This is a genomic window from Arcobacter rhizosphaerae, from assembly GCF_049472155.1.
In the GTDB taxonomy this organism is placed as follows: Bacteria; Campylobacterota; Campylobacteria; order Campylobacterales; family Arcobacteraceae; genus Arcobacter_B.
The window spans coordinates 26,116-39,540 of sequence record NZ_JBMOVW010000006.1; the positions used below are offsets into that span (position 1 = coordinate 26,116).

Annotated in this window: 21 protein-coding genes; 8 read left to right on the plus strand and 13 right to left on the minus strand. The window is 27.1% G+C overall.

Translation table 11 applies throughout. The features are described from left to right. Positions 1 to 50: 50 nt before the first annotated feature. Positions 51 to 320: a hypothetical protein gene (locus ACH5BH_RS10255; RefSeq protein ID WP_404303836.1), complete on the plus strand. Its 270-nt coding sequence runs from the start codon at positions 51 to 53 to the stop codon at positions 318 to 320. Between the two features lies 1 nt (position 321). Continuing rightward, entirely contained in the window at positions 322 to 1,398 is a 1,077-nt protein-coding gene (locus ACH5BH_RS10260) for a YeeE/YedE family protein (protein ID WP_423298283.1), read from the plus strand. On the opposite strand, the gene ACH5BH_RS10265 is transcribed toward ACH5BH_RS10260, so the two are convergent. Continuing rightward, a complete protein-coding gene (locus ACH5BH_RS10265) occupies positions 1,395 to 1,748 on the minus strand; it encodes a DCC1-like thiol-disulfide oxidoreductase family protein (protein ID WP_404303832.1) in 354 nt (117 codons plus the stop codon). The genes ACH5BH_RS10260 and ACH5BH_RS10265 overlap by 4 nt on opposite strands. 76 nt (positions 1,749 to 1,824) lie before the next feature. On the opposite strand from ACH5BH_RS10265, the gene ACH5BH_RS10270 reads away from it, so the two are divergent. Next, positions 1,825 to 2,319, plus strand: a complete 495-nt coding sequence (locus ACH5BH_RS10270; RefSeq protein ID WP_423298284.1) for a type II toxin-antitoxin system antitoxin SocA domain-containing protein — start codon at positions 1,825 to 1,827, stop codon at positions 2,317 to 2,319. Here ACH5BH_RS10270 and ACH5BH_RS10275 read toward each other — a convergent pair. From ACH5BH_RS10275 to ACH5BH_RS10290, 4 genes are all read right to left on the minus strand, one after another. After that, positions 2,316 to 3,254 (minus strand): matrixin family metalloprotease, encoded by a 939-nt coding sequence (locus tag ACH5BH_RS10275; RefSeq protein ID WP_423298285.1) that lies wholly within the window; start codon positions 3,252 to 3,254, stop codon positions 2,316 to 2,318. The two genes, ACH5BH_RS10270 and ACH5BH_RS10275, sit on opposite strands and share 4 nt — an antisense overlap. Positions 3,255 to 3,472: 218 nt before the next feature. Continuing rightward, on the minus strand, positions 3,473 to 4,282 hold the full coding sequence (locus tag ACH5BH_RS10280; protein WP_423298286.1) for an AraC family transcriptional regulator: 810 nt from the start codon (positions 4,280 to 4,282) through the stop codon (positions 3,473 to 3,475). A 65-nt stretch (positions 4,283 to 4,347) separates the two neighbouring features. Continuing rightward, the gene (locus ACH5BH_RS10285) at positions 4,348 to 4,977 is read right to left on the minus strand and encodes a LysE family translocator (RefSeq protein WP_423298287.1); all 630 of its coding nucleotides are present in this window, start codon (positions 4,975 to 4,977) and stop codon (positions 4,348 to 4,350) included. A gap of 23 nt (positions 4,978 to 5,000) precedes the next feature. Next, the gene (locus ACH5BH_RS10290; RefSeq protein ID WP_404303824.1) at positions 5,001 to 5,453 is read right to left on the minus strand and encodes a cupin domain-containing protein; all 453 of its coding nucleotides are present in this window, start codon (positions 5,451 to 5,453) and stop codon (positions 5,001 to 5,003) included. Positions 5,454 to 5,510: 57 nt separating this feature from the next. Between ACH5BH_RS10290 and ACH5BH_RS10295 the strand changes: the two genes are divergently transcribed. Then, a complete protein-coding gene (locus tag ACH5BH_RS10295) occupies positions 5,511 to 5,933 on the plus strand; it encodes a hypothetical protein (RefSeq protein ID WP_423298288.1) in 423 nt (140 codons plus the stop codon). Positions 5,934 to 5,963: 30 nt separating this feature from the next. Here ACH5BH_RS10295 and ACH5BH_RS10300 read toward each other — a convergent pair whose 3' ends face one another. From ACH5BH_RS10300 to ACH5BH_RS10315, 4 genes are all read right to left on the minus strand, one after another. Next, the gene (locus ACH5BH_RS10300) at positions 5,964 to 6,593 is read right to left on the minus strand and encodes an adenylate kinase (RefSeq protein ID WP_423298289.1); all 630 of its coding nucleotides are present in this window, start codon (positions 6,591 to 6,593) and stop codon (positions 5,964 to 5,966) included. An 84-nt stretch (positions 6,594 to 6,677) separates the two neighbouring features. Then, the gene (locus ACH5BH_RS10305) at positions 6,678 to 7,205 is read right to left on the minus strand and encodes a ClbS/DfsB family four-helix bundle protein (RefSeq protein WP_423298290.1); all 528 of its coding nucleotides are present in this window, start codon (positions 7,203 to 7,205) and stop codon (positions 6,678 to 6,680) included. A 12-nt stretch (positions 7,206 to 7,217) separates the two neighbouring features. After that, on the minus strand, positions 7,218 to 7,442 hold the full coding sequence (locus ACH5BH_RS10310) for a hypothetical protein (RefSeq protein WP_404303819.1): 225 nt from the start codon (positions 7,440 to 7,442) through the stop codon (positions 7,218 to 7,220). Positions 7,443 to 7,501: 59 nt separating this feature from the next. Further along, complete coding sequence (locus ACH5BH_RS10315; RefSeq protein ID WP_404303818.1) at positions 7,502 to 7,753, minus strand: hypothetical protein; 252 nt, start codon at positions 7,751 to 7,753, stop codon at positions 7,502 to 7,504. A 162-nt stretch (positions 7,754 to 7,915) separates the two neighbouring features. Between ACH5BH_RS10315 and ACH5BH_RS10320 the strand changes: the two genes are divergently transcribed. Next, positions 7,916 to 8,200, plus strand: coding sequence for a DUF3144 domain-containing protein (locus ACH5BH_RS10320; protein WP_404303816.1), 285 nt, complete (start codon positions 7,916 to 7,918; stop codon positions 8,198 to 8,200). Positions 8,201 to 8,236: 36 nt separating this feature from the next. Here ACH5BH_RS10320 and ACH5BH_RS10325 read toward each other — a convergent pair whose 3' ends face one another. Beyond that, entirely contained in the window at positions 8,237 to 8,584 is a 348-nt protein-coding gene (locus ACH5BH_RS10325; protein ID WP_423298291.1) for a rhodanese-like domain-containing protein, read from the minus strand. Positions 8,585 to 8,712: 128 nt separating this feature from the next. Here ACH5BH_RS10325 and ACH5BH_RS10330 point away from each other — a divergent pair, with 128 nt between their 5' ends. From ACH5BH_RS10330 to ACH5BH_RS10340, 3 genes are all read left to right on the plus strand, one after another. Beyond that, positions 8,713 to 8,958, plus strand: coding sequence for an AbrB/MazE/SpoVT family DNA-binding domain-containing protein (locus tag ACH5BH_RS10330; protein ID WP_423298292.1), 246 nt, complete (start codon positions 8,713 to 8,715; stop codon positions 8,956 to 8,958). Next, a complete protein-coding gene (locus ACH5BH_RS10335) occupies positions 8,952 to 9,287 on the plus strand; it encodes a type II toxin-antitoxin system PemK/MazF family toxin (RefSeq protein ID WP_423298293.1) in 336 nt (111 codons plus the stop codon). The genes ACH5BH_RS10330 and ACH5BH_RS10335 overlap by 7 nt, the downstream gene beginning before the upstream one ends. A 120-nt stretch (positions 9,288 to 9,407) precedes the next feature. Continuing rightward, positions 9,408 to 9,569: a hypothetical protein gene (locus tag ACH5BH_RS10340; protein WP_423298294.1), complete on the plus strand. Its 162-nt coding sequence runs from the start codon at positions 9,408 to 9,410 to the stop codon at positions 9,567 to 9,569. A 96-nt stretch (positions 9,570 to 9,665) separates the two neighbouring features. Here ACH5BH_RS10340 and ACH5BH_RS10345 read toward each other — a convergent pair whose 3' ends face one another. From ACH5BH_RS10345 to gatA, 3 genes are all read right to left on the minus strand, one after another. After that, a complete protein-coding gene (locus ACH5BH_RS10345; RefSeq protein WP_423298295.1) occupies positions 9,666 to 10,355 on the minus strand; it encodes a restriction endonuclease in 690 nt (229 codons plus the stop codon). Positions 10,356 to 10,537: 182 nt separating this feature from the next. Next, positions 10,538 to 11,983: an IMP dehydrogenase gene (gene guaB, locus ACH5BH_RS10350; protein WP_404303810.1), complete on the minus strand. Its 1,446-nt coding sequence runs from the start codon at positions 11,981 to 11,983 to the stop codon at positions 10,538 to 10,540. Positions 11,984 to 12,006: 23 nt separating this feature from the next. Beyond that, complete coding sequence (gatA, locus tag ACH5BH_RS10355) at positions 12,007 to 13,365, minus strand: Asp-tRNA(Asn)/Glu-tRNA(Gln) amidotransferase subunit GatA (RefSeq protein ID WP_423298296.1); 1,359 nt, start codon at positions 13,363 to 13,365, stop codon at positions 12,007 to 12,009. Positions 13,366 to 13,425: the final 60 nt, after the last annotated feature.

Below are 13,425 nucleotides of genomic sequence, written 5' to 3' on the forward strand. Positions count from 1 at the left end.
CAGCAACTTATTTATAAACATTTGGTTATAATTTCAAAAAAAGGAGAGGTATGAGTAATATTAAAAAATTAGAAGAACTATTAAAAACAGATGTACTTGTAGAAGTAAATGAAACTATTAATGAACTTGAAATAAATATAAAATCTGCCAGTAAAAAAGATGCTAAAGACTTAAAAGCTGAATTAGAATATATAAAGCAAGTAAAACAATACTTTGATGAGGTTATTTTAGATATACAAAATGATAAATTAACAGAAGAACAAGCACTTGATATTTTGGAAGGTCTTGAAGATATGAGAACAGAAAACCAAGAGGTTTAAAATGGATTTAGAAGTATTTGAAATAATAAACATACTAGGTCTTATAATAGGTCTTGCTTTTGGAGCAATAGCTCAAAAAAAACAGTTTTGTTTTAGTGGCTCAATCAAAGACTATATGTTAACAAAATCTACTAAAAGAGGCTCTTCTGTACTTATGGCTATGATTATAGCTATTATATCTACTACAATAGTTGCACACTACTTTGAGATAGATTTAACTGAGTCAAACTATTATAGAGAAAATATAAATTATTTTTCTATTATTATTGGTGGAGCTTTATTTGGTGCAGGAATGATGATAGCTGATGGTTGTGGAAATAGACAACTTGTAAAGTTTGCGCAAGGTGATCCAAATGCACTAATAGCTTTAGTATTTATAGGTATTTTTGCCTTTGCTACTGCAAATGGACTTTTAAATGGTTTCTTTTCACCCATTACTAAAAATGAAACTTTACTTAGCTGGTCTGCAATACTTGGAAATGTAACTATGAATGTTTATTTTGTAGTTGGTATTTTAGTTTTAATTCTTGCATTTGTTATTAAAAGAACAAAAAGATTAATTAGCTTAATTGATGGTTTTTTAATTGGTCTTTTAATTGCAGCTTCATGGTATGTAACAGGAGTTATGGGGGAAGAGAGTATTGAAAGAATGATTGAATTAAATGGTATTACTTTTATATATCCTACTGCCAAAACTTTTGAGTTATTTAGTTTCTATCAAGTAAATGTTCTAACATTTAGTATTGCTGTTGTAATTGGTGTTGTTTTAGGAGCTTTTGCTATGTCTAAAATAAATAGACAATATAGCTTTGGATGTACAGTAAACCAAAATATAAATAGATCAAAATACAATATGTTTGGTGGGGCACTTATGGGAACAGGTGGTGTTTTATCAATAGGATGTACAGTTGGTCAAGGGCTTACGGGTCTTTCTACTTTAGCTTTAGCTTCTGCTGTTGCGATTATTTCTATTTTTATAAGTGCAGTTATCACTGCTAAATACTTAAATAAAAGAGATAAACTACCTATGTGTTTTATTTTTGACTGGGATGATAATACACCTGATTATCAAATCTAAAACTTAATATTTGGGTTCTTCCCAAGTATTAATAAAATCACTTTTCTTATTTGCTTTATTATTGGATAAGCAATCTTTTTAAAAAGCCAAGTATCTACTAAAAACAACTTTTTTTCACTTAATTTATCTAAAAATATAACTGCATCACTTCCTTGTAAAATCTTCTTTTCATCTATAAAGATTATAAAACCTTCATTTATATCAAAGCCTTTTTCTTTGAATAATAGAATATCTTTTTGATTTTCTCTTGCATTTAATATATTTACTTCATGATTTTGTTTTAACTTTAAAATCTGAGCATATTTTCTACAAAAAGGACACTCTTTATCATAATATAGTTTTATTTGCATTTTATGCCTTTTATTTATTATGTATTATATATCATAAATATTGTATACTTCATTTAATTTAAACAAAGGAAACTATTTGAATATAGATATGACTAAAGTAGCAAATGTAATTTTATATATGTTACATAAGCAAGTAAAACATCTAAATGACAAAAAACTATCAATAATGCTTTTTTTAATGGATTTTAACCATTCAAAACATTGTGGAAATAAAATCTTCAATGAAGAGTACATAAAAGCAGCTAGAAATCCAGAACCTGCAGTTTTAAGTGAATTATTTGACATAATCGCAAATGAAGAAGACTTAGACGAAGTAGATCCAAGACTATTTTTAATTCAAGAATTATTAGATTACTTAGATATTGAAGTAAAAGCAAATGATAAGTTTATTGAATTAAAATTTATCAAAATGGAAGAAGAGTTTGATGAAGAACTATTTGAAAAAGAAGAATTAACTACAATCCATAAAGTTGTAGAAAAATACCTAGAAACTTCTCCTAGAAATACAGCAAATGAGTGTTTTAAAATTGAAGAAGTAAGAGCTACTCCAAAAGGCGATATTATAATTTAAAAGTTATTTTTAAAATTTATAATATCTGCATAAGTTAAATTCAAATTCTGCTTTTGATTTTTCTGCAAGATAGGGTTTAGCAAAGCACCCTGCTCTTGTATATGAGGAATACCTGCTAAATGAGCTATCTCATGGGCTAAAATTGCTTTTAGTTCTTTTAGATTATCAAAGCCATAAATTTCTATTTTATTCATACTATTTGTTACTGTTTTTTCTTTTATAGTAACTCCATCTTTTACATAGGTTTTTAAAACTATTTGTTTTTCTCCTATTGCTTGACCTTTTACTTTTTTAAATCCTCTATTTAAAGACTCAATTTCATTAGCTAAATTATGATAATTTTGAATATGAGTATTATATAAATGAACTTTATTATTAAAACTATTTACTAGTCTTTTTAAAGCCCTTCTCTCTACTCTTAACTCTTTTAGTTTTTGATTTATAACTACTTTTTTAGCTTTTACATAAGTTTGTATTTTTTCATACTCTTCTTTTGATATACTTCTTCTTTGATTTACTTTATGAATATAGCTATTTAACTCTTCTGTTTTTTTATTTACTTCTTTTTCTAGGGATTTATAGTTTTTTGTTTGTCTATCTATTGTAAGTTTTTTAGAAGTGAACTCTTTTTGATAGGCATGTATTTTTTCTTTTTTTCTTTCAAATCTATCCATGGCTCTGTTTATTCTTCTTTCCATACTTGATGGTTTTACATATAAAATATCTATAGGTTTTCCCATAGAAGAGTAATCAAACACATCGAAGCCAAGTTTTGATTCAAAATGCTCTTCTATTTCATCTAAAATAGTTTTTAATTGCCTTTCATTGATTTTATCTTTATAATAACTATCAATTTTTCCAATTCTTACTTCTTGAAAACCTGCATATAAAGATGATGCTATAAATAGTGTTGAAAATACTGTTTTTTTAATCATAAAGGCATTTTATTCAAAAAATATTTAGATACTATTTAGTAATAATACTAAAGCACTTAAAATTAATAGACTTCCCATAAATATATTGAAAATTTTTATTTTTAAAGGTGTATTAAAAAATATACTTGCCTTATGTCCTAAAATACCCCACAAACTTAAACATATATAACAAACAATAAAATACATAATAATAAAAATAACAAGTAAAGAAAATTTTTTTATTGTACAAAATTGAGTTGATACTCTTTTGGAGTTGTAGCTACAAAATTTAAAAAGTTTCTATGTAAATGACTTTGATCATAAAAACCAGACTCTAAAGCAGTTTCAACTATACTCATCCCCTCTTTTAAACATACTCTTGCATGATTTACTCTTAAATTTAATAAGTATGAATGAGGCGTAATATTTAAATGCTTTTTGAAAAGTCTTATTATATAGTACTCATTTAAATCAAAACTATCTGATATATCCTTTAAAGTGATATTTTCTTTATAGTTCTTATCTATAAAAGCCTTAATCTCTTCAAACCTTTTATCTGTTTTAAATTCCCCATCTTTTTTTAGATATAAAGCAAAAAAGTCTAAGAAAAACTCTATGAGTTCATTTTTTTTATCCTCTATGCTATTATCTCCATAAATAAACTCACATAAATTTAGAAATCTATTATAAAACTCTTTTGATTCTAATAATTTTTTATCTACAGCTACAAATTTTGATATACGATTATTTATGATTTTTTGTATTTTTGAGCACCAAGAAGTATCTAAATACATCATATAATATTTATTCAAAGTACTTCCACAAGAATTACAAGAATGAACCTCATAAGGATTCATGATACTTAGTCTATTTTTATCAAGAATAAACTTCTTATTTTGATTGGTATAAATACTTAAACCCTCTTTATTTATACCTAAAGAAAAAGAAGAATGAAAATGCTTTTTATAGTGCTTATTTGAATTTGAATATCTAAGTTGAAGAAAAGGCAGTTTCTTATTCGAGTATATTTTAGTAAATATCTTATTCATAAAACTTCCTTTTTATATAAGTATATCTCAATAGAATTTTTATCTCTTGTATAAAATTGAAATAACTATTGATTTTTCATTTTTAAAAGACCCAATCCCATAAATATAAATAATCCACCTGTTATTTTATTTACAATATTTATTCTTCTTTGATTTTTGAAAAATGCTTTTGATTTTTTCGATATGTAAGAATAAGTACATAAAGAAGAAAATGAAATAAATAGAAAAATGCCTGTCATTATGAAAAACTGCGGAGCAATAGAACTATTTAAATCTAAAAACTGTGGAAAAATCGCTGTAAAAAATAGTATTGGCTTTGGATTTGTTACGGCAAGAATAAAAGATTCTAAAAAATATGACTTTTTACTTTTTACTATCTTTTCATCTTCTAAATCAGAGATATTAAAACCTCCTTTATTTCTTAAAAATTTATAACCTAAATATATTAAGTATAAAGCTCCAAGTATTTTCACAATCATAAATAGTGTTGATGATGTCTTTAAAATAACACCTAAACCTAAAATAGATGCTGTAGATAAGATAAATAACCCAATAATATTTGCAAGTGAACTTATCATAACTATTTTCATATCAGCTCTTAGACCATTTACAATTGCTAAAATTATTGCAGGGCCTGGACTTGTAACATAAAAAAATGTTACAGTTGTATAAACTAATAATGTTTCAATATTCATATTTTTCCTTTATAATCTTTATTTTACCACTTTGGATTAAACCCTACTCTTTTACCATCATCTGTAGTATGTTCCTCAAGTGAGTTTTCTTTTGATTGTATTACCATATAAGTCATAATTTCATTAGAATCATTTCTAATACCTCTTTCACCTTTAGGAGCTACTCTTATAACTGAACCTTCTTTTATTTCAAAACAATCTTCATCAACTTGAAAATAGCCAAAGCCTTTTAAGATAATATATGTTTCTTCATTTTTTGTATGAATATGAAAGTATGGCTGTTCAGTATTAGGAGCTAAAGAATTAAATGATATTTCTGTACCAGTAGCTTTTGTAGCATCTTTTAAAAATACTTTTCCTTCAATTTTTTGCTTATTTACTTTATGAATCAATGAGTATTTCATTAAATTATCTAAATTTCCAAGATCTACTGCTGTATAGTTTTCTTTATCAGCTATATTTTCAATTGTTGTCATTTTTATCCTAAATGTTTAATTATATATTTTTACTTATAACTAAATTAGATTTATATTATGATAAAATTCAAAAAACAATATAAAATGGCAAATATGAATACAAATATACTTGATATAATAGATAAACAAATTATTGATTTAATAAATGATAAACAAACATATACATTTGAACAATTAAAACAAAAAGTTGAAAAGATATTAAAAAATGTTGATATATTTTTGATTGAAGATGAGCTTAACACAAAAGCCGTAGATTTATACCTAAAAAACGTCATAACGAAAAGAAATAATATTCAAAAAGAAAATGAAAAATCAAAAATAAATAATTCAAAAGAGACTAAATATAAATTAATTGAAAATATTTGTAAAAATTATGAATTTTCAACGCAAGAAGAGCTTATAAAGAAAATAGAAGAGTTAGAAAAAAAATCAAACTTAGAATTAGACAAAATCAATAATAGTATTAAAACTAAGAGCTAAAGCAAAAGCTTTAACTCTTAAACCTTACTACTACTTTTCAATAGCAGCAAACATATCAGCAGTTACTTCTGATACATCTTTTGTACCATCAAGTTCTACAATAACACCCATGTTAGTATAAAAATCAATTAATGGAGCAGTTTGCTCATGATAAGCTGCTAATCTTTTTGTTACAGTCTCTTCTGTATCATCAGCTCTTTGGATTAGATCTTCTTCTTTTTCATCTGTTGGTGGGTTAAATTTCATGTGGTAGATTTTACCAGTAACTTTAGAAGTTCTTCTTCCTGTAATTCTTTCTACGATTAATTCATCTGGAACATTTAAAGAAATAACTTTATCTAAAGAAATTCCCATATCGTTCATTAAAGCATTTAAAGCTTCTGCTTGTGGTAACGTTCTTGGGAAACCATCAAGGATAAAACCTTTTTTACAATCTTCTTGAGCCAATCTATCTTTAATAATACCAATAATAGTTGAATCAGGAACTAATTGCCCTTCATCCATAAATTTTTTAGCTTCCATACCCATTTCAGTTTTATCAGCAATAGCAGCTCTTAAAATATCACCTGTTGAAATTTGAGGGATATCATACTTTTCAATTAAAAATTTTGCTTGTGTACCTTTTCCTGCACCTGGTGCACCAAATAACATTAAATTCATATTAGATTTCCTTGATTTTCTTTTACGTGATTGTATAAAAAAAGTAGTTAATAACACCTAAGACAGATTAATTAGATATACAAATTAAATATCTATCTTATAAACTTTTTTAAATTTTCTAATTTTAGTTCTTACATTTTTCATAGGTGCTGATGTATTTAACTGTATCATTCTTCCTAAAGTATAGTTTTTATACCAGTTGCTTCCATATAATTCCTCATTGTCTAAAGATGAAACTAACTTTAATATACTATTTATCGTATTTTCAAATTCTAATAGCAATTCTGAATATGAATACTGCTTATAACTCAAATAAAAATGTTGTGCTAAAGAGCCTAACTCACTCCATTTAAAACCACTTTCAGGAAAATCAACTTCCAAATTTTTTGATTTTTTATCATACCATTTAAGAACAAGCCTACCCCAACCTATTAAGTAAGATAAAGTATCACATACATTTATTTTGGTATTTTTTAAATTACCCTCAATTTCATTTATTTGAATATAATCTAAAGATATTTGTTTATAATCAGAAATAAGTTTATGAAAAGCATCTTCAATTGATTTAGATAAATCATCTTTATTTGTTGAGATAGTAGATACTTTTTTCATATAATTTCTTTACTACTTTTTACTTTTCTTTTTAGAAGCTTTTGCAGCTTTTCTTTTTGCTTTTTTCTTAGCTAATTGACCATTAGTACTTTTTCTAGCATTTACTATTTGCTCTTTTTGATTTTTATCTTGTGAAAAAGCAACTCTTGTGGCATTTTTATTTTGATTTCCTTTAGCTGCTAATTTATCACCTTTTGTAGTTTTTACACTAGATATATTTAATTCTTTTCCAGACATTTTCAACCTTATTTTTAAAGTTTGGTATTGTAGTTAAATTTTTATAAAAAGTAGAAATATTAATCTTCTTTTTTAGGTGCTGGTAAAATATTATTAAAATCATAAGGTACAATATCATGTTCAATTTTTTCAGTGAAATCATATAGCTTTATACATATACCAAATAAAATAAGCCATACAAAAACTTGATTTATAATAGGAATTGAAAAAACAATACCAATAATAACACCTAAAATTCCAAGCTTAATTAAATAGCCATCAATATCTTTTTGCTTAGCTAATTTATAATATTTTTTTACCTTATCTAACATAATAGCTTCCTTTTTATAAATAATAGTACCATTTATAGATAAAAAAAGTGAAAAAATAGAATAAAAATATTGATAAATTTTCAAATATTCTAGAGAAAAGTTTAAAAAGTTTTATTCTATAATCATTTTTTAACTATAATCCAAATAAAAATAGGAATTTTAATGAGCGAGAAATCAAACGAATTTTTACAAAGAGCAGATGAACACATAGCAGTTGCTAATGAACAATTAGAAAGAGGATTAACTTTAGGAGAAGTAAGTGCTTCACTTATGTATGGTTCAGCTAGATTTACTACTTATATGACATGTACATCATTTGACAATGCAGAAGATATGTTAGCTGAAAAAGAAAAAATTATTGAGTATTTTACAAAAGAGTATAAATTAGCATTAGAAGAACATATAAATAATTTTGCTGTTACACATGACTTTTCACAAAACCCTTAATAAGATAAGCTTCATTTTTATCATTTAAAGTCTCTTTTAAAACTTTAGAAGAGACTTCCAACTACCAGTATTATGTACATTTTCAAAGCCCTTTGTAATCAAAAGTCGTCTTGCTAAAGCACTTCTACTACCACTAGCACAACAAACAATTATAGGTTTACTATTGTCTAACTCATCTAATCTTGATTTTAAAGAACCTAGAGGAATATTGATACTTCCTTCTTTATTACCTTCTATAAACTCACCTTTTGTTCTAACATCAATAATTTGTCCACCCTCTTCTAAAAGTGATGGTACAAGTTTTAATACCTTATATTGAGTATATTTTTTATAAAATATGAAAGCTACTATTACAAGAATTGAATAGATTATCATTTCATTCATAAATTTTCCTAATTAATTTTTTGTGATATTGATTATATCTATTTTGGTTTAATTCTAACACTTTAAATTTATCTATTGACATTATCTAGCATAAAAGATATACTTAGGATATACATTAAGGAGTTAAAATGACTGCTAAAATTTCAAAATGGGGTAACTCTCAAGGACTTAGAGTACCAAAAGACATAATGGAAAGTTTACAACTTCATATTGGAGACAATGTAAATATTACAATAGTAGATGGTAAAGCAATTATTGAACCTATCAGACAAAATATTCCAGATTATGATTTAAATGAACTAATATCTAAAATACCACAAGACTATAAAGCAAATGAAGAGTTTGATACAACAATAGGAAAAGAGGAATGGTAGAAAACTATATTCCTAAAAAAGGAGATTTAGTAATACTTACTTTTGACCCACAAGCTGGACATGAGCAAAAAGGGCGAAGGCCAGCGCTTATAATAAGTAATGAAGCCTTTAATAAAGCTTTAGGATTAGCAATAGCTTGCCCAATCACAAATACAAATAGAAACTTCCCCTTTCATGTAAAAGTTAAAAGTGAAAAATTAACTGGATTCATAATGACTGAGCAAATAAAATCTATAGATTTTAATGCTAGAAAAGTCAAGTTTGTAGAAAGAGTAGATGAAGAAGCTTTAAATAAAGTATTAGGGATTACTAAAAGTATAATGTTCTAAGTATCCATTCTGAATGATAACATCACTATTACTTAAGCTCTGTTTTCTAAATCAGAGTATATTTTTTATTACATCAGATTTACATATATTTTTACTATGATTACATAAAAAAGGAAATCAATGTTTGAATTAATAGCTTTACTCTCATTTGCTTGTTCTGGCGTTATTATCTACTTTATTAGAAAAAAAAGAGCAGAGAATAAAAGAACTGAAAATCAATTTACGCCAACACGTCAGAAAGATATAAAGAAAGCGATGAAAAAAGCTAAGCGAGATAATTAAAGTTTAACAATTTTTTATATAACTCTGTCTAGTTCCAAAGCTTTTACTTTGGAATTCATATGTAACCTATTATTAATATTTATATATGAATTTTCATCATGAATAGAGAGGAGTATCCACCTTATCTAACCTACCACATAATAATTCATATTCAAATTTAATAGATTCCTTACAACAAGGTTCTTCTTCATATGCAATAAAATTATGTCCACAACTATCACAGGCTATTGTAAACTTATTACATTTTAAACATTTAGCATAATGAAATAAATATACTATTCCTAGTTTTTCAATAGCATACCCATAATTCCATAAAAGTAAACCCGGAACTTCAACTTGTGTCCCAGTTTTTTTTCGACAATTATCACATAAATCATTAATATGTCCTGATTGAATATCTTTAAATGAACTATAGGCTTCTTCCCACTCAATATGCTCTAATTTTATACTGCCTTTATATTCACTAATTCTCTTTTTTGCAGACTTAGAAAAACCACTTGAAGATATAATAATTCCTTCTGATGCTTTTACATCATTATACATACCAATAAATGATTCAATATTTTTAACATCTAATGGTTCAGAATAATGTTTACACTCAAGTATAATTTTTTTATCTCCATCAATAACTAAAATATCTATTTGTCGCGAACGTTCAGAATATTTACCAGAAATTTTTGTATTTGGTAATACTTTAACTTCTATAGAATAATATCTATTATGAAAAATTTTTGAAATTAACCATTCATATTGTTTCCACTCTTCCGTATTTTTTATTTCTTGCAAATTAATATCCTATATAATTATAATTTATATGTTAACAAAAATAGGTTTAGAATTGACTATTTTTTTAAAGTTCAAGGCAGGAGCAAAATTTTTTGTGGGAGCATACAAGTAGTACGTGAGTAAAAAAATTTCTGCGATAAACGCAGAAATTTAAGAAAAGAGGCTGTTATAAACCTCTTTTTTTATACGTGGTAGTTTGGAGCTTCGTTAGTAATAGTAACATCATGAACGTGAGACTCTTTAAGTCCAGCAGATGTAATCTCTACAAATTCAGCTTTTTCTTGGAATGTAGGAATATCTTTAGAACCTAAGTAACCCATAGAAGCTCTAAGTCCACCTACCATTTGGTGAATGATATCTTTTACACTTCCTCTGTAAGCTACTCTACCTTCAATTCCTTCAGGTACTAACTTATCAGCTGCTGTTCCTTCTTGGAAATATCTATCATTACTTCCTTTAGTCATAGCACCGATAGAACCCATTCCTCTATAAGTTTTGAATTTTCTTCCTTGGAATAATACAACTTCACCTGGAGACTCATCAGTACCTGCTAAAGCAGAACCCATCATACAAGCAGATGCACCAACTGCTAAAGCTTTAGCAACATCACCAGAGTATTTGATACCACCATCAGCGATAACAGGAACACCTAATTTTTTACCAGCAGCTGCACACTCATCAATTGCAGAAATTTGAGGAACACCTACACCTGCAACAATTCTAGTTGTACAAATAGAACCAGGTCCAATACCAACCTTAACAGCGTCAGCACCAGCTGCAATTAAGTCTTCAGTTGCTTCAGCAGTAGCAACATTACCTGCAATAACATCAACATCAAATTCAGCTTTTATAGCCTTTACACTATCTAAAATACCTTTTGAATGTCCATGAGCAGAATCAAGAACTAATACATCTACACCTACATCAACAAGTGCTTTTACTCTGTCCATTTGTCCTACACCAATTGCAGCACCAACTCTTAGTCTTCCAAATTCATCTTTGTTTGCATTTGGATATTCTCTTTTTTTATTAATATCTTTAATTGTAATTAAACCAATTAATTTATTATTTTCACCAACAATTGGTAATTTCTCAATTTTATTTGCATGCATTACATCAGCAGCTTCATCTAAAGTTGTACCTTCTTTAGCAACAACAAGTGGCATAGCTGTCATTTTTTCTTTTGCTAATAAACTAAAATCTTTAGTAAATCTCATATCTCTATTTGTTAAGATACCTAATAAAGTATTATTTTCATCAACAACTGGAACACCTGATATTTTATAAGAAGCCATGATATCTTCTGCATCTTGTAAAGTTTGTTCAGGACCAATTGTAATAGGATCTATAATCATTCCTGATTCAGATTTTTTAACTTTCTTACATTGTAATGCTTGTGATTCAATATCCATATTTTTATGAATAATACCAATTCCTCCAAGTCTTGCCATAGCAATAGCAGCTTGGTATTCTGTTACTGTATCCATAGCAGCCGATACAAATGGAATATTTAATTCAATATTTTTTGTAAGCTTAGTTTTAATACAAACTTCTTTTGGTAATACTTCTGATTTTGCTGGTACTAATAAAACGTCTTCAAATGTTAATGCTCTTTTTCTAATTCTCATAATATATTATCCTAATCTTTTCTTTATTTATAATCTACGGCTTTTTCTAATGATAAAGCACCATCAAACACAGTTTGTTCATCATACGCTTTTCCAATTAACTGTAAACCTACAGGCATACCATCTTGATCTCTATTAATAGGTAATGAAATTGCAGGTAAACCAGCTAAGTTAACTGAAATTGTATAAATATCACTTAAATACATCTCTAATGATGTTTTAAAACTTCCAAATTCAGGAGCTGTTGTAGGAGCAACAGGAGAAAGAATTAAATCAGCATCATTAAAAATAGCTTCATACTCATCTTTAATTAAATGTCTAATTTTTTGAGCTTTAATATAATAAGCATCATAATAACCAGAACTTAAAACAAAAGAACCTAACATAATTCTTTTTTGCACTTCTTCACCAAAACCTTGAGTTTTAGTTTGAGTATACATATCTTTTAAACCAGCTTCACCTTTTCTATTTCCATATCTAACCCCATCAAATCTTGATAGGTTAGCAGAAGCTTCAGCTGTAGCAACAATATAATAAGATGATAAAATTTTACTAGTATCTAACATATTTTTATGAACAATAGTATGACCAGCTTCTTCTAAAGCTTTAATAGCTTTTTCATATCCAGCTTTAATAGCAGGGCTAGCTTGCTCAACAAAACTATCAATCACTGCAATTGTTAATTTTCTATTAGAATCAAGTTTAGGTGCAACTGCCTCATATTCTACATTTGCAGATGTTGAATCCATTGGATCATTACCAGAAATAATATCATATAAAATAGCAGCATCTTCTACATTTTGAGTGATTGGTCCACACTGATCTAGTGAAGAAGAATAAGCAGTAATACCATATCTTGAAACTCTTCCATAAGTAGGTTTCATCCCAACAACACCACAATAAGCAGCTGGTTGTCTAATAGATCCACCTGTATCTGTTCCTAGTGCCGCAACAGCAATACCAGCAGCAACTGCAGCAGCTGAACCACCTGAACTTCCACCTGGAACTTTTGTATTATCTACAGGGTTAAGAGTTTTTCCATAGCAAGAAGATTCAGTTGAACTTCCCATAGCAAACTCATCCATGTTTGTTCTACCAAACGCACTTAAACCTGCTTCATTTAATTTATTAATTACAGTTGCATTATATGGTGAGTTATAACCTTTTAAAATATTACTAGAACAAGTAATTTCCCAATTTTTAACATTTATATTATCTTTAATAGCTATTGGAATACCAGAACCTGATTCAGAAATATTTTGTGAAGTTAATTGCTCAACATACGCACCAGTTTTATCATCTTTAATTTTTTGTTTTAAATCATCTCTTAATTTTTTAATCTCATCATCACTTAAAGTAAGTGCTTCTTTTAGAGTTATCAAAAGGCTCTCCTGTGTTTTACAATTATAGTATACACCCGATTTTATCTAAAAAATGATTAA